Below are 18,641 nucleotides of genomic sequence, written 5' to 3'. Positions count from 1 at the left end.
CGTGTGAGGTAGGACCGGTCGCCCCGGCCGGTCCACCTCGTACGATGCCGCTGTAGAAGCCAGTCGTCTCGAGGAGGAACCGATGCCCATCGCCACCCCCGAGGTGTACGCGGAGATGCTCGACCGGGCGAAGAAGGACGAATTCGCCTTCCCGGCCATCAACGTGACCTCGTCGGAAACCGTGAACGCCGCGATCCGCGGGTTCGCCGAGGCGGAGAGCGACGGGATCATCCAGTTCTCCACCGGCGGCGCGGAGTTCGCGTCCGGGCAGAAGGTGAAGGACATGGTTGTCGGCGCGACCGCGCTGGCCGAGTTCGCTCAGGTGGTGGCGGCGAAGTACGACGTCAACGTCGCGCTGCACACCGACCACTGCCCCAAGGACAAGCTGGACGGCTTCGTCCGCCCGCTGATCGAAATCTCCGCCGAACGCGTCCGGGCGGGCGGCCTGCCGCTGTTCCAGTCCCACATGTGGGACGGTTCGGCCATCGACCTGGACGAGAACCTGCAGATCGCGCAGGAACTGCTCGCCAAGGCCGCGGCGGCGAACATCATCCTCGAGGTCGAGATCGGCGTCGTCGGCGGCGAGGAAGACGGCGTCGAGGCGGAGATCAACGAGAAGCTGTACACCGCCGAGGGCGACTTCCTGAAGACGATCGACGCGCTGGGCGCGGGCGAAAAGGGCCGCTACCTGCTGGCCGCGACGTTCGGCAACGTGCACGGCGTGTACAAGCCGGGCAACGTGAAGCTCCGCCCGGACGTGCTCAAGGGCGGCCAGGAAGCAGCGGCGAAGAAGCTCGGCCTCGACGCCGGCTCGAAGCCGTTCGAACTGGTCTTCCACGGCGGCTCGGGCTCGCTCCCGGAGGAAATCCGCGAGGCGGTGTCCTACGGCGTGGTGAAGATGAACGTGGACACCGACACGCAGTACGCGTTCACCCGCCCGATCGCGGACCACTTCTTCAAGAACTACGACGGCGTGCTGAAGATCGACGGCGAGGTCGGCAACAAGAAGGTGTACGACCCGCGCAGCTACCTGAAGGCCGCCGAAGCGGGCATGGCGACCCGGGTGGTCGAGGCTACGCAGGCGCTTGGCTCGGCTGGCAAGAAGCTGGGCTGACGGATTTCCTGGCGGGAGGCCGTCTCGACTTGCTGTCGGGGCGGCCTTTCTGCTTGGTTCTGGAGTCGCAACGAGGGAGGAGCTCCATGACCTACACCGGAGTGGTGACCACCGGCGGCCCCGCCGACGTGCGGGAGACCAGCGGTCTGACCATCTCGAAAGTCTCAGTCGGCACGATCGACAACAACGCGTACCTGCTGCGCTGCCGAGCCACCGGCGAACAACTGCTGATCGACGCGGCCGCCGACCCGCAGACACTGCTCGCCCTGGCCGGCGATGGCGGTCTCGCCTCCATCGTGACGACGCACCAGCACTGGGACCACTGGATCGCACTGGCGGAGGTCGCCGAGGCAACCGGTGCCCGCACCTACGCCGGGCGCGACGACATCGATGGGATCAAGGCCCGCATCGACGTTCCGGTGGACGATGGCGACACCATCCGGGTTGGCGAGGTCGAGTTGACGGCTCGGCATCTGGTCGGTCACTCGCCGGGGAGTATCGCGCTCGTTTACCGTGATCCGGAGGGGATTCCGCATCTCTTTACCGGCGATTCGCTGTTCCCCGGCGGGATCGGGAACACGGAGAAGGATCCGGCTCGCTTCGCGTCGCTGCTGAAGGATGTGGAGGAGAAGATCTTCGGGGAGTTGCCGGACGAGACGTGGTTCTATCCGGGACACGGCGGGGATTCCACGTTGGGGGCTGAGCGCCCGAAGCTTCCGGAGTGGCGCGAACGCGGCTGGTGAACAGTTGGGGCCGTTCAGTATTTGCGGCGGCCCCGTCGTTCTCAGCCTCGATACCGAGAATCCTGTCGCGGCGGCAAGCTTCAACTGTCCGATCGCCAGAGCGCGGAGACGGGGACAGCCCAGATGCGGTCGCCCAACGGCAAAGTCTGGGAACCGGTGTGAACGACCAGCCCGGTGATGAAGCGGCTGCCCAGCTTGTCCCGCAGCATCATCAGGTGTTTGGCGTGCCGAGCTGTCGGCGTGCTGGTCAGCTTGATTTCCAGGCCGGCCAGTTCTCCGGTCCGCCGGTCCTCCACGATCAGGTCCACCTCGGCTCCGTCACGGTCGCGGAAGTAGGATAGGTCGACGCTTCGCTCGCTCCACGTCGCCTGCTTGAGGACCTCGGTAATGACGAAGGTTTCGAACAGCGACCCTGCCGCTGTGCCGTCCGCGGTCGGGCTGAAGGTTTGCTCGCCAAGCCCGCAGAGGTCGGCCGCGAGCCCCGTGTCCGTGACCACGATCTTGGGACGTCGCTTCGCCCGGTTCGTGATGTTGGTAGACCACGCGGGCAGCAACGTCACCAAGTGGAGGGCTTCGAGCAGCGCGACGTAATTCGACGCGGTTTCTCGGCCGACTTCGGCGTCGCTGGCGATGCCCGAGACGACGAGTTCCTGGCCTGTTCGAGCTGCCAGAAGGCGCAGCAGCCTGCGCAGCTCCGCCTCCAGCCGGACCTCGGCGACGGGGCGGAGCGCCTCCCGTGAAACGACGTCGTGAACGTAGGCTTCGAACCAGTTCCGACGTTGCCGTCCCGACAAACCCTCGGTGACGATCTCGGGATAACCGCCTTCCAGCAGCGTCCGGATCAGATCCGCGCGGGGCAGGGTTTCGGTTCTTTCCGGCCAGCTGGCCGGCTCGAACAGCAAGTCCAGAAAGGCCTCTCGGACGCCGAGCCGCTCGCCCATCGACAGCGGCCACAGCACCAGCCGTCCGGCTCGGCCGGCCAGCGTCTCCGACAGGCCTCGATCAGCGAGATAGTTGGTCGACCCGGTCAGCAGCAACTGCCCGCGGGTGCGATCTTGGTCGGCTGCCTGCTTCACCGCGAGAAGGAACCCTCGTCCCGCTCTCTGGAACTCGTCGACGGCTGCTGGTCGCGGCAAGGCCTCGACGAACCCGACCGGATCGTCTGATGCCCGAGCCAGAACGGCCTCGTCGTCAAAGCTGAACCACGCATGGCCTGGCAGGTCGAGCAGGTCTCGCACCAGCGTGGTCTTCCCCGTCTGCCGCGCCCCGCCGAGCAGCACGACACGGAAGGACGAAAGCAGCTCGGTCACCCTGGGAGCTGCGTTGCGCTGTACGAGGCTCATCACAGAGGCAGTCTAACCGACAAAACGCGGAACTTCTAACCGACAAAACGCGCTACTGGTAGGCCGCAGAACGCGGCACCTCGGGCGGACGACCGGATGCCGCTTCGGCTGCGCACCTACCAATCCGTCACCGAAAGCACCGCCGGGAACTCCTCCGTGAAGTCATCCGTCCGGTGCCTGGGCAACTCGATCGCGATCCCGTCCGTCGTGCGGGTCCACGGCAGTGGCCGGGAATGCCCGCCCAGCAAGCGGATTCGCGACCGGGGGCCGATCGGCACATCCCCTGGCACGAGGAGCCGGCCGTCTGGCCAATGGAGTGGGATCAGGTTGAACGCGCCGTGCGTCCGGGTGTAGCAGAGGTCGCCGTCCATGGCTCGGGTCCACGGCGTGGAACCGTAGATCGCGCGGCCGTTGATTCGCAGCCAGTGGCCCATGTCCAGCAGGCGCGAGCTCATCCAATCCGCGATCGTGCCGTCCTCGCGGGGGCCGATGTTGAGCAGCAGGTTTCCGTTCTTGCTGACCACTTCGGCGAGCAGCCGCAGCAACTGTACCGAGGATTTGATCTTCGTCGGGTCCTCGTTTTCGTTGTAACCCCACGACTTTCCGATGTTCAGGCAGGCTTCCCACGGATCCGGGCGCAGGACGTACTTCTTGTTGTCGCCCTCGACGGTCGCGAAATCCGCGTGCGAAGCTTCGAAACGGTCGTTCGCCAGTACGCTCTTCGGCCAACGGCGATCGGCGGCGTTGCGGTAGTAGTAGGACAGGATTTCGTCGCTGCGCCAGTCCCACGTCTTCGGCCGGAAGATCGGGCCGCCGCCGAATTCGTGGTAGCCCTGGCCGTCTGCCCACAGGATATCCGGATCGTAGTGGTCGATCAGGGTTTTCAGGTGTACGTGCTCGTATTGGGTCACGTAGTCGGCGACTGGACGGTATCCGGTGTAGGGGGTTTCCGCGCCGGTGTAAGGGTTTCTGGGGGCGGTGCCGAGCGCGGGGCTGTAGAACTCGCCCAGTGAGTAGTAGAGGCCTCGTTTGAGTCGGGTGTGCGCGGCGGCCGAGAAGAGTTCGCCGACCAGGTCGCGGCCGGGGCCCAGGCGGACGGAATTGCGGTCGGACGCGGTGTTGCGGAACAACTGGAAACCGTCGTGGTGCTTGGAAGTCAGCACGAAATACCGGGCTCCGGCTTGTTCGAACAGGCGTACCCAGGAGTGCGGGTTGTAGCGGCGGGCGGTGAAGCGCGGGATGAACTGGTCGTACGCGAAATCCGCGCCGTAGGTTTTCAGGTGGTGGTCACGAGTTCCGGTGCCACGCGCGGGATCCGTGACGTTCATGGCGTACAGGTACCACTCGGCGGCGTGTCTGGCGTCGCCCCAGGCCGCGGCTGAATAAGCGCCCCAGTGGATGAAGATGCCGAATTTTGCCGACGGGTACCAAGGCGTGGCCGCGGGGGTGGCTTGCGCCGGTGTCGCGGTGAGTCCGAGCAAACCCGCGGCGGCGAGCACGCTGCGGCGGCTGATTCCTGCCTGGTCCATGAACGCATCCACTCCCGTCAGCGGCGGCGGTCATCAGATGTCTTGGCCTTTCAGGGGTACCAGCTCGGCGAACGACCGGCAAGCATCCTGTCTGGTCGAGACAGCTGTTCACAAGCATGAACGCGACGGTTGGCCGATTGACGTGGTCGAATGCCGTTCTTATGGTCAGGTGAATACATCAGATCTATTGAGGGTGGCCGCAATGGGTGCAGCGTGGGAAACCAGTCGGCGGACGGCGTTGCGCGGCGGGGTCGCCCTTGCGGCTCTCGCTGCCACCGCGGGGACCGCGTTCGCCGATCCGAGGCCGGGGCGACGGCTTCCGTTCCTGCTCGACATGGTCCAGAACAACCCGGGCGAACCGCTGTTTTCCAGTCGCTTCAACGATCCCGCGACATTGAAGAGCTACGGCTACGACGGTCAGGTGATCAACGAGTTCACCCCGCCGCAAACCGCGATCACCTTCGAGACGTTCGACGATCGCATTTTCCCCGCTGGCTCACCGGGTCGCGCCTGGGTCGAGGCCACCGCGAAGAAGATCGACGCACACATCGCGCGAGCGCACGCGGCGGGCATCGCGGCGTATTTCTTCACCGACATCATCGTACTGCCGAAACGTCTGGTCGAACTGTATGGCGACCAAATCCTCGACAGTCAAGGCAGAATCAGTTTCGACCGCCCGCTCACTCAGCAGATCCACCGGCTGATGCTGCGCGAGATCTGCGCGCGTTTCCCCGGCCTGGACGGAATTGTCGTGCGCACCGGCGAGACGTACGTGCAGAACGTGCCGTTCCACACCGGAAACAACCCGATCACCGACGGTGCCACGAGCCACCTCACCCTGCTCGGCATCCTCCGCGACGAGTTGTGTGCACGCGCTGGCAAGCGGGTCTTCTACCGCACCTGGTCGACCGGCAGCGACAAGCTGACCAGCGACCCCGATTTCTACCGGCAGGTCACCGACCAGGTCGAAACGCACGAAAACCTGGTCTTCTCGATCAAGCACACGGCGAAGGACTTCTGGCGGACCATTCCGTTCAACCGCACCATCGGCGTCGGCAAACACCGCCAGATCATCGAAGTGGAATGCCAACGCGAGTACGAGGGCAAAGGCGCGTTCCCGAATTACGTGATCGACGGCGTGGTCAACGGTTTCGAGGAATTCCGCACCCAGCCGCGCACCGGTCCGATCGGACTCGCCGAGGTGGCCGAAAATCCGATCATCGCCGGAATCTGGACCTGGTCCCGAGGCGGCGGCTGGCGCGGACCGTATCTGCAGAACGAACTGTGGTGCGACCTCAACACCTGGGTGATCGCCCGTTGGACCCGCGACACCGGCCTCGGCGAGGAAGGCGCGTTCACCGAATACGCGACGACGCGCCTCGGCCTGCACGGCGACCAAGTCCGCCGCTTCCGTCGGCTCGCGTTGCTGTCTGCGGCCGCCGTACTGCGCGGGCACTACAGCGTGGTGCACCCGATGACCAGACTGATGTGGACCCGCGACCAGTTCCTCGGCGGCTCCGACAAGGATCTGACCAGCGATTACGCCGCGATCGTCGCCGCTGGCCGGGTCGAACCGGTGCTCGCCGAAAAAGCCGAGGCGGCCCGGATGTGCGACGAAATCGTCGCGCTGTCCGGCACGCTCCCGCTGCGCAATCACGCCGACCGGACGTACCTGCGAGTGTCCGCGCGCTACGGCCAATCCTGGCATCGCGTCGTGCACCACGGCTGGGAAGTCATGCTGCGCGGTTACGCCGGCGCACACGACAAAGCCACGATGCGCTACCACCTCGCCCGCTACGACGCGGAATGGCAACGCTGGCAACAACTTGCGAAGGCCGAACCCTCCTGCGCGACGCTGTACCAGCCGTACAGCTTCGGCCCGAAAGGTCCAGACGGCCTGTACAACGCCGACCCAAACCACGGCATCAAACCGGCCACCGACTATTACCGGCGCCTTCTGTCCAGTTAGGACTGAACGACGCCCCACCACAGAAAGTCCCGTGCCCGGGTAGCCGCGACCAGCCGTTGCCTGCTGAGCAGCTCACGCTGTTCCTCTTGCTCAGCAGGGTCTTCCGGTGCAGGACGCGGCAGTTGGACGACCAGCACCGCGCGGAAGTCGAGCCCCTTCGCCCGGTGCACAGTCCCGACGTGCAGCCGATCCTCCGCCGCTCCGACATAGCGTTCGAGCGCACGCGTCGGCACGCCAGCGGATTCCAGGAACCGTCGGCACTGATCGGCATCCGCGTTGCTGAAGGTGATCAGCGCCGTTTCGCCGAGCGGAATTTCCAGCGCACGGACCGCCGCAGCCAGCGCATCCGGCAGTTCGGCAGGGGTTCCGGTCCACGACTGCACGACGCCGCCCTCGTTGACTGAATCCGCGTCCCGCAGCGCAACGCCCGCCGCACCGTCCAGGTCGTCGACCGCGTTGATCCGCCGGGCGAAGTCGAGAATGCTCGCGCGGTTGCGGTAGTTGACCTTGAGCACCTCGCCGCGGCCCTGGATCGGGATCCCCGCGTCGGACAATCGCCAGCCACCGGGATAGACCTGCTGCTGTCCGTCGCCGACGAGCAGCAGCTGGTTCGGTCCGTCGCCCGCGATCGTGCGCAGCAGCCGGAGGCCGGTCAGCGTCATGTCCTGCGCTTCGTCGACCACCACGGACGCATACGGCTCTTCGAGCGGCTGCCGTTCGAGTTCGGTGCTCGCCCGGGAGAGCAGGTCGTGGAAGTCGTGCAACCCGTTCGCGGCCAGATTCTCCTCGTACGTCGTGTACAGCTGCCAGACCTTCTCGCGCTGGCCACGATCGAGCCGAAGCCCGCGCCGGGCCCGGTGAATGGACTGGTACCTCTCCAGCGTCCGGATGCCCTGGCCCTTGATGATGCGCTGGACCTCGGTCTCCCAGTAGTCGTAGTTCGGCCCCAGCCGCTCCAGGGGTTCGCGGTGCTCCTTCCAAGCGCGTCCGAAAGCGTCCTTGGTCAGCCGCGAATGGGTGTTCAGCTCGATCCCGCGGCGCTTGAGGAACTCCCGTGCCCACGCGTGCAGGCTGATGAACTGCGCCCGGTCCGCCAGCTCCGGGGCCAGCCGCCGGAACGTCGTCTCGTTGACCGGCGGGAGCGTGCGCACGAAGGTCGTGAACAGCAGCGGACCGGTGCTTCGGCGGCCGACATGCCGCATCCGGTGCAGCGCGACCACCGTCTTCCCGGTCCCGGCCGGACCGCTGATCCGCGCCGGGCCGGAGTAGTTCCGCGCCGCCAGCGCGGCCTGGTCGGGATGCAGGAACGTCATCCACGTTTCGAACGGCCGCTCCACCGCCGCGATCAGCTGATCGTCCGCGACACTCTCCGCCGAGAGCAACTCGAACGACCCGGCTTCCTTCTCCGGCGCCGAGACCGTGAGCCACTCGTAGCCACGCAACCGCGCGGCGAGCCCGTCGGCGATCTTGGCGGCTTGCCGAACGGTCAGATGCACCGTGTCACGGCGGAAAAGCTGGTCCAGTTTGGCCGCGGGCAGCACCCAGAACGGCCCGGCGTCGCGCGGTCCCCGCGGAGACTGCGCGCCGACGATCGCGACCAGGGTCACCGCGCTCCGGGCGATGCGCTGTCCGCCTGGACCGGGCAGCCCGGCGAACCGCTCTTCCGCGTCCCGCGCCACCTCTCGCATCGTCGCTTCGTCCGGCGGCGGATCGGTGACAACAACTGCAAACACCCCGGCGCGGCCGATCAGGAAGGCGTCGGCGGTCCCCGGATCGCCGGTGCGCACCGCGAGGTGCCAGCCTTCGGCGGTCCGCTCCAGCAACCCGGTCAACGCGTTGCGCCGCAAGGGATCCCGGAACCGCTCCGCGATCAGGTGCGTGGCTTGCCGCTGGACCTGCCTGCGGGCATGCGCGCTGAGTGCCACGGAGCCCCCGCGTTACGCCGCGACCGCACGCCGCGAAGCCCACCACTCCTTCGCCGGACCGGCCCCAGCCCACAACGCGAACACCGCCGCCACCGCGACCAGCGCCGTCCAGTACGCCACCGGCGGCGCGGACTCCGTGTGCTGCTCCCCGAGCAGCCAAGGCCGCATCTGCGACTGCACCCAAAACGCGCCATACCCGAGCGCAGTCACCAAAACCGCGCCCGCCACCGCTGGTCGCGGCAGGAGGAAGGCCAGGTCCACCGCGAGCCCGACGGCCAGCAGATAGAACGGCACCGTCGACACCGGGAAGCCCAGTGCCAGCAGCAGCGGCCACATCACGCACCGGTACGCGACGTACGCGCCGGCCACGGTCAGCCCGGCCCAGCGCTTTCCGACGGTCTTGCGGGCGAGCACCAGGATCAGCGCCGAAACCCCGATGCCCCACAGCGGGTACACCCACTCCGGGATCGGCATCGTGAAGTGCACTACCGCGGCCCGGTCGACCGGGTGGCCGATCTGGTTGGCGGCGAAGGAAAGCAGCGTCGGCTCCGCCTCGGGCGTGCCGCGTTCCCAGGCACGCAGGCCGAGGATGCCGTACTCCTGCTGCCCGTTCGGGAAGAAGGTGTTCTCCAGGAAGAACGCCCACAGCGCGAGCAGCACCCCGGTGCGGAAGCGGCCCGGCGGGGCCAGCCGCAGCCAGCCGAGCAGCACGCCTGCCTGCATGATGCCGGTGCCGAGGTACAGCATCATGTGCGACGGGCTCCACGCGGTCAGGTCGAGGCCGTTCACGCGGTGGTTGATCACGTCGAGCGGCGCGGCGACCAGGAACACGATCAGCCCGGCCTGCATGAGCCGCAGCGAGCGCCGGTCGCAGCCGAGGCCCGTGTAGCTGTGGATCGCCACCAGCACGACGATGATCACCGTGCCGACGGTGTTGATCAGGTGCGGCGGGGCGAGGTCGTCGCGCAGCCACTTGAAGTGCCACGACATGTCCCACGACGACCCGACGAGCTTGAACGCGAACGCAGTCAGCCACATGCCGTAACAGAACCGCAGCACCCACGCCGGCGTCGGTGCTCCGGGTGCGCCGCGGTGCCAGTGCGTCGCGAAGAAAAGCCTGGTCTTGCCCACTGGTCCGCGCGGGACCGCGGGGCCGGCGACGTCTTCAACCGCCTTCGTCATAGGCGCCATCATTCCCTGCCGCAAGGGGACGCGGCGGGAGAAGGGGCAAAAACCGGGGTTCACCCCTACGGGTGGCGGATTTGCCCTCGCGCCGCCCGGCACGGCAGGGTGTCGGCCCATGATGCCGAAACGAGCTGTCGCCGCCGTGCTGATCGCAGCACTCGTTCTGGCCGGCGGAGGCGTGCTGACCAGCCTGTTCCTCTGAGCCGGGAGCATCGTGGGCACAATGGCGGCATGACGCACAACCTGCTGGGCCCCGAGCCCACGCTGCTGCCCGAGCACACCGAAGCGCAGGCCGCGCTCGACTCCGGGACGGACCCGTCCTCCGTGGCCGCCGAGCACCCCGACTACAGCGAGGCCTGGGCCACGCTCGCCGAACGCGCGCTCGCCGACGGCGAGACCGTCGCCGCCTACGCCTACGCCCGCACCGGCTACCACCGCGGCCTCGACCAGCTCCGCCGCGCCGGCTGGAAGGGCTTCGGCCCGGTGCCGTGGGCGCACCGGCCGAACCAGGGTTTCCTGCGCGCGCTCGCGGTGCTCGGCACCGCCGCGGGCCGGATCGGCGAGTCCGAGGAGTACGAGCGCTGCAAGACCTTCCTCGCCGACTCCGACCCGGCCGCGGCCGAGGCGACCGGCCTGAAGTGACCGGCCTGAAGTGACCCCGCGCCGGTCGCGCCCCGGCGAAAAACCCGGGCGCGACCGGGCCGGCTGCCCACCTTCGGGTGACAGCTAGAGGTGTTCGCATTTGGTGACACCTACAAAGGCGGCCATGCGAGGCACGGCCATGCTCACCCCCCGGATCCGCACCCTCGGCACCGCGCTGCGCGAGGCCCGGATCGACGCCCGTTTCGGACTGCGCGAACTCGCCCGGCGAGTCGGCACCAACCCCGCGTTGGTGTCGAACTGGGAGCTGGGACAACGGGTTCCCGCGCTCGAGGACGTCGCGGGCATCCTCGGCGCGCTCGGCGTCGTGGGTGCGGAGAAACAACGGATCCTGCAACTGGCGCGCGGCACCGCCGAACCGGGCTGGGTCGCCCGCGGCAAGCAGTCCGACCCGGACCACCTCGGCGGGCTGCTCGCCTGCGAACGCGCCGCGACGTCGGTCGTCGAATGGCAGCCGATGCTCGTGCCGGGACTGCTGCAGATCCCGGATTACGCGCGGGCGCTGTTCCTCGCCGACGGACTGCCGGTGCAGGACGCGGAACGCCAGGCGGAGATCCGGATGATGCGCCGTCCGCTCGTGGTCGGTCCCGGCGCGATCCGGTGTGAGGTGTTGCTGGGCGAGGCAGCATTGCGCAATCCGGTCGGCGGACCCGCGACGATGGCCCGGCAGCTGCGTTTCCTCGCCGACCTCATGGCGACGTCGGCGAAGCTGTCGGTCCGCGTCGTGCCCGCGGGCATCGGCGGGCATCCGGGTCTGGCCGGCCGGTTTTGCGTGTACCACGTGGAGGTCGGCGACCCGATCGTCTATTTCGAGCACCAGCACGCGGGTGCCTTCCTCCTCGACGAGGGGACCGAGACGTACTGCGAGGTCGCGGACCGGGTCCGCGAAATCTCCCTGGACTCCCGCGCGTCGGCGGCGTTCGTGCAACGCACCGCGCAGGAGTTCAGGGAGATCGCGCAGCGGCAAAAGGCGGAGGGGCCTAGGAATATGCTCGGTTAGCCGGAACGTCGACCGCGATCCGCAGTTCGGCTTGCAGCAGGTTCTTCGACACCGAAAACCCGTGCCGCAGGTAGGCCGCGATCGCGCGATCCGAGGAATGCACGGTCACCCGCTCCAGTCCGAATTCCGCGGCCAGCCGCAGCGTCGCCTCGATCAGGAGCCCGCCGACGCCGCTGTCGCGTGCTTCCGGCACGACGTAGACGCATTGCACGTCGCCGCAGATCCGCGAAAAGTCTTGGGGTGTCGGCACTCTGGGGGTCAGCGCGAGGAACGCCATGCCGAGCACGTGCTCGTCCCGCACCGCGACCAGACAGCGATGCGTTTCGGCGTGCGCACGGGCCCAGGCGGCGAACTCGCGGACGAAATCGTCCTGATCCCGCGGCAGCGGACCGCTCTGGTCGGCGACCCACCGCCAGCGCAACGCGGCGACGGCGGCGAGTTCGTCGTCGCGGGCCGGGCGGATCTCGGTGAGCGGCACAGATTCCATATCGGAAATTCCGGAGCTGACGAAGGATGGACCCGGCCGGCCGGGGGAGGGTGCCGGCCGGGTCCGAGGTCGTCAGGCGACTGCCGCGAGTTCCCGGGTCGGGGTTACCGAGCCGACGACCCGGTTGCGGCCGCTGTTCTTCGCCGCATACACCGCCGCGTCCGCCGCGGCCATCACTTCCTCGATGCTCGTCCCGTCCAGCGGGAACGCGGCTACCCCGATCGACGCGGTCCGGTTCTCGATCGAGACCGACTCGCCTTCGTTCGTCTGCGTCGGGATCACCAGTTCGCTGATCCGCTGCCGGATCCGTTCCGCCGTCACGATCGCGTCTTCCTTCGACGTCGACGGCAGCAGCGCCACGAACTCCTCGCCGCCGAACCGGCCGACGAGGTCGTGTGCCCGCGTCTCCTGTTTCACCACGGCGGCAACGGCTTTGAGCACGTCATCGCCCGCGAGGTGGCCGAACGTGTCGTTGATCCGCTTGAAGTGGTCGAGGTCGATCATCAGCGCGCCGAAGCTGCCGTTCTCGCGCTCGGCACGGGAAATCTCGCGCTGCGCGCCGTCCTGCCAGGTGGTGGCGTTGAGCAGCTGGGTCTTCTGGTCCGTGGTCGCGAGCTCCTCGAGCCGCTTGATCAGCATCGAGCGCTGCAGCACGTACAGCGGCAGGATCACCAGCACCGACAGCAGCGGTTCGTGGCTCAGCACCATCACGAGCAGTCCGCCGACGCACAGGGTCGCCAGTTCCAGCAGGTTGTCGTCCATCGTGCCGAGGCACGATTCGGCTGTCGCCTTCGCCGGGTCGGTCAGGAACAGGCCAAGGCCGGTCAGCGCGGTGTTGACCAGGAAGTATCCGAGCGCGCCCGCCACCACCGTGGTGACGCTGTGGCCGTCCGCGAGGTGTCCGGCCAGCGCGGCGCCGAAGCCGGACAGGATCATCGTGGTCGCGTTGGCCGCGACGCGGTGCGCCTCACCGGGGCGTGTGCCGTTCCAGCTGCGGAACGCCAGGTAGACGTAGATGATCACGCCCAGCGCGGCCACCAGCTGCGGCGGCACCAGCAGCGCCGCCGGAAGCAGCCACACCGAGGTCACCGTGATATGCGGGCCCTGGCTCAGCATCCGGCGCTGCCGCTCGATCTGGCGCGTGACCTCGGTCTGCGCGATCGCGAGTCCGGCGAGCATGCCGAGGATGCCGATCTGGCTCAGGCTGACCGGAAACACCAGCGCGCTGACCACGGTGAGCACCACCGTGACGGCCATGCTCGTCAGCGTGACCGCGACCCACTGCCGCGGCCGGGACCAGAGCGACCACCGGGAAACCGCATCGCGCAGCCCCAGACCTGAAAATTCCCCCAATGTGACCATTCTTCCCCCCGGGTCTTGCGCGGATCTCCAGTGACACTCGCCTTACTCACAGTTTCAGACCGTTTGCCGCCTGTCCACAAGGGCCTTAGGTGTGTACATTTTTCCCGAACACGCCGGATGAAGGGTGACCAGCGATGCGCAGCAAGGAACAGTGACCGCGTAGCAGCACCGCAAGGTCGCGCAGGTCAGAGCCTCACGCGCGGGGCATGTCGGGGTATTCAGGCATGTTCGGCGCGTGTGGCTTCCTTCGCTGACCCGTCTTCGGCCTGCCTGGAAAAGGTGCGCTGCCACGCGATGGCGAGCGGAATCGTGATCAGCAGGCCGGCCAATCCGAAGATCCCGACCGTCGTCTGGGCGCTCACGTGGTCCGCGATGACCCCGCCGATCAGCGGAGTCACGCCCATCGTCGTGGTCAATCCGGTGTTCGACAGCCCCATCGTCTGCGCCCGGCTCTCGTCCGGGACCGCGACCGTCAGCGACGCCGTCGCCTGCAGCAGCGCGATCGTGCCGAAGCCGCCGGAGATCACGAACAGGACCACCGACACGATCGGACCCGGCTGCAGGAAGCAGAGCAGCAGCGGGATCGCGGCGAGCGCGGTCATCGGGCCGATCAGCTTCGGCCGGATCGCCGCGGGCACCCAGCGCGTGTAGATGAACGTGAAGATCACGCTGCCCACCGGGTCGGCGGCAAGCAGGAAACCGATCATCTCGGACCCGCCGCCCGACGAAGCGACGTACGGCGCGGCGATGCCCTCGTACACCGGCATCAGCCCGGCGAGCCAGGTGAAGACCATCAAGGAACGCAACGCCGTGGTCGCGAAGGCGACGCGACCGCCCGCGCTCAGCGAGGAGAAGAACGGCTTGCGCTTTTCGCCGCTGGCCGCGGCCGGGCGGGCCTTCAGTCCGAAGCGGAGGAAGAGCGCGGAGAGCACGAAGGTGCCCGCGTCGAGCACCAGGGCGAGGCGGGCGTCCATCGCGAGCAGCAGCGCGCCGCCGCCGGCGAAACCGAGCAGCTGCGCGGATTGGACGGTCATGCTCCGGATGCCCATGCCGACCACGAACCGGTCGCCTTCGAGCACCTGCGGGAGCAACGCCAGCTGAGACGCCTTGAACGGCGGATTCAGCAGCGAAACACAGCCGACGAGCACGCATAGTGCCCAGAACGGCAGTCCGGGAATGGCTACGCACAGAATCAGCACCGCGCGCGTGAGGTCGACGGTGACCATGACCGCCCGGCGCGGGAAGCGGTCGGCGAATCCGGTGAGGAAGATGCCGCCCAGCAGCGACGGGAAGAACGTCAGCGCGTAGGTGAGGCCGGTCAGCGTCGCCGAACCGGTGTTGGCGTAGACGAGGACGGACAACGCGACCCTGGCCAGCTGGTCACCGGCGATCGACAGCAGTTCGCCGAACCACATCGCGCGGAACTCGGCGACTCCGAACACCTCGCGGAACGTGACCCGGTGTGGTGCTGTCGTCATGCGTGTTCTCCCCGCTGCTGTGTGCGGACTGTGCCGCACTAGTGACCAACGGGTGACCCTAGATCCTCCTGGTCACGGGCCGGTCACACGAAGTGAGTTGTCAAGCTCAGTGTCTCGTGACTGTTGGTGATTCTCTAGGTTCTTTCGCCGGTATCCGACAGGTCACGGTCAGTTCGCCACGTGTCCAGACGATAGCGCTCCGCACTCTCCGCCGGGGACGCTTCGATCTTTGTGGTTTGTGACACATCCTTTCGGGTGGTCCGTCCGCAGTGTGGAACGGCCGCCGCGGAGGCCCCCAGCCGCGTAGCTTCGCCCGAGTGACGGCTCTCCCGACGTTCACGCTCGCCATCGTGGGCGCCGGACCTCGCGGGGTCGGCGTCCTCGAACGGCTGTCCGCGAGTGCAGCCGGCCTGCTCGGCGACCGGCGGATCGAAGTCCACCTCATCGACCCGTTCCCGCCCGGCCCCGGCCGGGTGTGGCGGTACGAGCAGTCGCCGCTGCTGCGGATGAACTCGATGCCCGAGGACGTCACCGTGTTCACCGACGACTCCGTCCGGATCGACGGTCCGGTGCGGCCGGGTCCGTCGCTGATCGAGTGGGTGCGGCAGGTGCGCGCGGGGACCCTCGACTACCCGGTGCCGGACGACGTCCGCGCCGAGTTCGAAACCCTCGCCTCCACGGATTTCCCGACCCGGCGGCTGCAGAGCCGGTACCTGGAGTGGTTCTACCGCAAGGTGGTGGCCGAATTGCCGCCCGGCATCACGGTGGTCGAGCATCTCGCCACGGCGGAGAGCATTGACGACGACGAGACCGTACGGCTTTCCGATGGCACGACCGTGTCCGCCGACGCCGTGGTGCTGACTGTCGGCCACCTCGACGCGGTGCCCGACTCTCGCGAACGCGAGCTGGAGGCGTTCGCCGAGCAGCACGAACTGTCCTACTACCCCGCTGGCTACACCGCGGACGTCGACTACTCCGCGGTGCCTGCCGGAGAACCGGTGCTAGTACGCGGTTTTGGCCTCGCGTTCGTGGACCTGATGCTGTTGCTCACGGAGGGGCGCGGCGGCCGATTCGAGGAACTGCCGTGCGGCGGCCTGCGCTACCACCCGAGCGGTGCCGAGCCGGTGTTGCACGTCGGTTCCCGGCGCGGGGTGCCGTATCACGCGAAGACCGGCTACCGGTTGCGCGGGAAACCGTTGCAGCTGCCCAGGTTCTTCGACAAGCGAGCCATCGACGGGTTGACCGGTCCGCTCGACTTCCGCGCGGACGTGTGGCCGCTCATCGCGAAAGAACTCGCCTGGGCGTATTACACCGAGCTGTTCACCGGGCATCCGGATCGCGTGCGCACGGATTTCGCGGTGTTCGCGGACAAATTCGCCGACCTGCCGTGGTTGTCGTCCGAAATGGACACCCTGATCGCGGACGCGGTGCCCGCGTTGGAAGACCGGCTCGACCTGGAGCGGTTGGACCGTCCGTTCGCGGGCCGACGGTTCGATTCCGGCGAGGAATTCGGGAAAGCGGTGCGGAAATACATCGAGTCCGACCTCGCGCGCCGGGCCGATGTGCACCACAGTGCGGACCTCGGCGCGTTCCTGGCCCTGCTGTCAGTGGTCAGCCAATTGCCCACGCTGCTCGCGACCGGACGGCTGACGGCCGCTTCCCAAGTGTCCGATATGGACGGCTGGTTCCACGGCTTCTTCTCTTACTACGCAAGCGGTCCGCCGCCGCGTCGGCTCGAAGAGCTGCTCGCCCTCGACGACGCTGGCGTCGTGTCGTTCCTCGGTGCGGACATCTCGATTGCCGCCGAGGAGACGGCCGGAATGTTCGTCGCGTCGAGCGTCAGCCATCCGGACACTGTCACCGCACGCACGTTGATTGAAGCGCGCCTGCCGGACGCGAGCGTGCCGCGAGTGTCCGATCCGCTGTTGCGCAACCTTCGGGACACCGGCGCGCTGGTCGAGGAAACCGTGCCGGATGTCGACGGTGCGACCTTGCCGTCCGGACGGATCGCCACGACACTCAACGACTTCCGACTGGTCACTGTGGACGGAGGGGTGCATCCGCGACGGTTCGCGGTGGGTCCGCACACGAGCGTCCGTTCGGCGGGAGCCTTCACTCGGCCGCGCACGAACGCGATCTCGTTCCGGCAGAACGACGCGTTGGCAAGGGAAATCCTGCGGCTGGCTAACCCTTGACCGTCGGCGCGATCTGCTGCGCCCATTCCCACGGTGCGGCGGTGTCGCCGGGCAGCGAGTTGAAGTACTCCCAGCCGTCGATGCCGCCGAAGTCCGCGTACTTCTGGACGAGGCTGCCGACGGTGTTCTTCAGCGTCGGCATGTCGACGTAACCGTTGCAGTTGGCGGGATTCGTGACCGTTCCGGCGACCACCTTGCTCGCCGGGACGACGCCGTGACTGATGATCTGGTCGTAGCCCGAGGTGTCCGCCAGCGAACCCCAGCCGCAGTAGAACTGGGTGTTGAACCAGGAGATCTGGTCGCCGCGCTCGCGATAAAGCCGGTCGTAGTCGAGGCCGGAAAGGCCGCCACCGCCGCTCAATTCGGTCGCGACCGGCGCGAGCGTGATCAGGAAGTCCGGGCCGAAGTCGTTCCGCAGCGCGTCGATCACCCGGTTCAGTGCGTCGTTCGACATCTGTTCTTCGACGTCGAGATCGATGCCGGACAGCGAATGGTCGCGGATCAGGTTGCGCAGCAACGGATAGTAGGTGTCGAAGTCCTGCTCCAGGCGCTGGAAGCTGCCCTTCGCCGCGCCGCCGACGAAGGCGAGTGCGTGCACGCCTTTGCTTTGCATCGTGGCGAGATCGGCCCACATCTGCGTGAACTTGGCGTCCGACGGCGGATCGTCGTTGAGCGTCATGGTTCCGCCGTCGTTGAGGTGCACGGCTCCGACGATCACGTCAGTGACGCCGGTGTCGTGGTCGGTGAGCCCCAGCGGGGAGATGTACGACCCGTTTTGGTGCGTTGTTTGGTAGTACACAACGACTCTGCGTCCGGTCGCCGCCGTCGCCGGGGCTGCTCCGCAGAGCACCAGGAACACCGCCAGCACCGCCGCCGTGATCTTCCGCATAGGTTCGGACCATAGGACGGCAGCGGTGCCCGCGGTAGGGCCGATCGAGTCAGCAGCGGCCCAGCATGTCCGTCAGCGCAGACTTCTCCGCCGAATTCACGGTGAGCTTGAACTTGTACTTGACCGTCACCCACATCTTGGCGTAGGTGCACCAGTAGCCGGTGGACGGCGGCTTCCACTGGTCCGGCGACTTGTCGCCCTTTTCCTGGTTCACGTTGTCGGTCACCGCGATCAGCTGCGGGTCGGACAGGTCGTTGGCGTAGGCCTGGCGCTGATCCTGGGTCCAGGACGAGGCGCCGGTGCGCCACGCGTCGGCGAGCGGCACCACGTGGTCGATGTCCACATCGGACGGAGAGCTCCAGGTCGCCCCGTCGTACGGCGAGGTCCATTTCCCGGACGTCGGGTAGCAGTCGGAGCCGACCTGGACGTTCGTGCCGTCGCGCTTGAGCACCATCTCGCGCGTGTTGCAGCTGTTGCCCTGGTCGATCCAGTGCGGGAACTTGTCGCGGCTGTAGCCGTCCTGCGAGCCGTCCGGTTTCACCGTGAGACCGGCGAGCTGGCTCTTCGCGGTGTCCGCCGACGGGATGCCCGGCGGGGTGGCGTCGGCGACGCCGACCGTGACCGAGCCGAGCAGCGCGACGCCGGCCAGGACGGTCAAGGAGTTGCGAACTGTACGTGTGGTCGGCATATTGCTGCCTTCCTGGTCAGATGCGGGACTGATTCACCTTTGACCACGAAAGTGGCGTGCGCAACACCGTCAGG

The 18,641-nt window shown here is 67.4% G+C and carries 15 protein-coding genes; 6 read left to right on the top strand and 9 right to left on the bottom strand.

Going from position 1 to position 18,641, the window contains the following annotated elements:
- The first annotated feature begins 82 nt into the window (after positions 1-82).
- Positions 83-1,114 carry a class II fructose-bisphosphate aldolase gene (gene fbaA, locus EIZ44_RS03105; RefSeq protein WP_037808805.1) on the top strand — a complete coding sequence of 344 codons (1,032 nt, stop codon included), beginning with the start codon at positions 83-85 and terminating at the stop codon, positions 1,112-1,114.
- An 86-nt stretch (positions 1,115-1,200) separates the two neighbouring features.
- Positions 1,201-1,857: an MBL fold metallo-hydrolase gene (locus tag EIZ44_RS03100; protein ID WP_134727669.1), complete on the top strand. Its 657-nt coding sequence runs from the start codon at positions 1,201-1,203 to the stop codon at positions 1,855-1,857.
- Positions 1,858-1,937: 80 nt separating this feature from the next.
- On the opposite strand, the gene EIZ44_RS03095 is transcribed toward EIZ44_RS03100, so the two are convergent.
- A complete protein-coding gene (locus EIZ44_RS03095) occupies positions 1,938-3,137 on the bottom strand; it encodes an ATP-binding protein (RefSeq protein ID WP_167753955.1) in 1,200 nt (399 codons plus the stop codon).
- Positions 3,138-3,316: 179 nt separating this feature from the next.
- Positions 3,317-4,729: an alpha-L-fucosidase gene (locus tag EIZ44_RS03090; protein WP_051728640.1), complete on the bottom strand. Its 1,413-nt coding sequence runs from the start codon at positions 4,727-4,729 to the stop codon at positions 3,317-3,319.
- Between the two features lie 202 nt (positions 4,730-4,931).
- Between EIZ44_RS03090 and EIZ44_RS03085 the strand changes: the two genes are divergently transcribed.
- The gene (locus tag EIZ44_RS03085) at positions 4,932-6,698 is read left to right on the top strand and encodes a hypothetical protein (protein WP_205673030.1); all 1,767 of its coding nucleotides are present in this window, start codon (positions 4,932-4,934) and stop codon (positions 6,696-6,698) included.
- Here EIZ44_RS03085 and EIZ44_RS03080 read toward each other — a convergent pair.
- On the bottom strand, positions 6,695-8,623 hold the full coding sequence (locus tag EIZ44_RS03080) for a UvrD-helicase domain-containing protein (protein WP_134727667.1): 1,929 nt from the start codon (positions 8,621-8,623) through the stop codon (positions 6,695-6,697). The two genes, EIZ44_RS03085 and EIZ44_RS03080, sit on opposite strands and share 4 nt — an antisense overlap.
- Before the next feature lie 12 nt (positions 8,624-8,635).
- A complete protein-coding gene (locus tag EIZ44_RS03075; RefSeq protein WP_205673029.1) occupies positions 8,636-9,805 on the bottom strand; it encodes a hypothetical protein in 1,170 nt (389 codons plus the stop codon).
- A gap of 234 nt (positions 9,806-10,039) precedes the next feature.
- On the opposite strand from EIZ44_RS03075, the gene EIZ44_RS03070 reads away from it, so the two are divergent.
- Together EIZ44_RS03070 and EIZ44_RS03065 are read left to right on the top strand one after the other, a co-directional pair.
- Complete coding sequence (locus EIZ44_RS03070) at positions 10,040-10,450, top strand: DUF3151 domain-containing protein (protein ID WP_037808797.1); 411 nt, start codon at positions 10,040-10,042, stop codon at positions 10,448-10,450.
- 124 nt (positions 10,451-10,574) lie between these two features.
- Positions 10,575-11,468, top strand: coding sequence for a helix-turn-helix domain-containing protein (locus EIZ44_RS03065; RefSeq protein ID WP_167753954.1), 894 nt, complete (start codon positions 10,575-10,577; stop codon positions 11,466-11,468).
- On the opposite strand, the gene EIZ44_RS03060 is transcribed toward EIZ44_RS03065, so the two are convergent.
- The 3 genes from EIZ44_RS03060 to EIZ44_RS03050 form a co-directional block, all read right to left on the bottom strand.
- On the bottom strand, positions 11,449-11,955 hold the full coding sequence (locus tag EIZ44_RS03060) for a GNAT family N-acetyltransferase (protein ID WP_134727664.1): 507 nt from the start codon (positions 11,953-11,955) through the stop codon (positions 11,449-11,451). The genes EIZ44_RS03065 and EIZ44_RS03060 overlap by 20 nt on opposite strands.
- 72 nt (positions 11,956-12,027) lie before the next feature.
- Positions 12,028-13,212: a GGDEF domain-containing protein gene (locus tag EIZ44_RS03055; RefSeq protein WP_051728675.1), complete on the bottom strand. Its 1,185-nt coding sequence runs from the start codon at positions 13,210-13,212 to the stop codon at positions 12,028-12,030.
- Positions 13,213-13,535: 323 nt separating this feature from the next.
- Positions 13,536-14,795 (bottom strand): MFS transporter, encoded by a 1,260-nt coding sequence (locus EIZ44_RS03050; protein ID WP_037808792.1) that lies wholly within the window; start codon positions 14,793-14,795, stop codon positions 13,536-13,538.
- Between the two features lie 317 nt (positions 14,796-15,112).
- On the opposite strand from EIZ44_RS03050, the gene EIZ44_RS03045 reads away from it, so the two are divergent.
- The gene (locus EIZ44_RS03045) at positions 15,113-16,990 is read left to right on the top strand and encodes an FAD/NAD(P)-binding protein (protein ID WP_134727663.1); all 1,878 of its coding nucleotides are present in this window, start codon (positions 15,113-15,115) and stop codon (positions 16,988-16,990) included.
- Here EIZ44_RS03045 and EIZ44_RS03040 read toward each other — a convergent pair.
- Together EIZ44_RS03040 and EIZ44_RS03035 are read right to left on the bottom strand one after the other, a co-directional pair.
- Entirely contained in the window at positions 16,980-17,879 is a 900-nt protein-coding gene (locus EIZ44_RS03040) for a glycosyl hydrolase family 18 protein (RefSeq protein WP_134727662.1), read from the bottom strand. The two genes, EIZ44_RS03045 and EIZ44_RS03040, sit on opposite strands and share 11 nt — an antisense overlap.
- Positions 17,880-17,928: 49 nt before the next feature.
- The gene (locus EIZ44_RS03035) at positions 17,929-18,567 is read right to left on the bottom strand and encodes an HNH endonuclease family protein (protein ID WP_043834747.1); all 639 of its coding nucleotides are present in this window, start codon (positions 18,565-18,567) and stop codon (positions 17,929-17,931) included.
- Between the last annotated feature and the right edge of the window lie 74 nt (positions 18,568-18,641).

The sequence above is a fragment of the Amycolatopsis nivea genome (genome assembly GCF_004522235.1).
In the GTDB taxonomy this organism is placed as follows: Bacteria; Actinomycetota; Actinomycetes; order Mycobacteriales; family Pseudonocardiaceae; genus Amycolatopsis; species Amycolatopsis nivea.
Note: the sequence above shows the minus strand (reverse complement) of the source record. Positions and strands in the feature narration are given on the sequence as shown.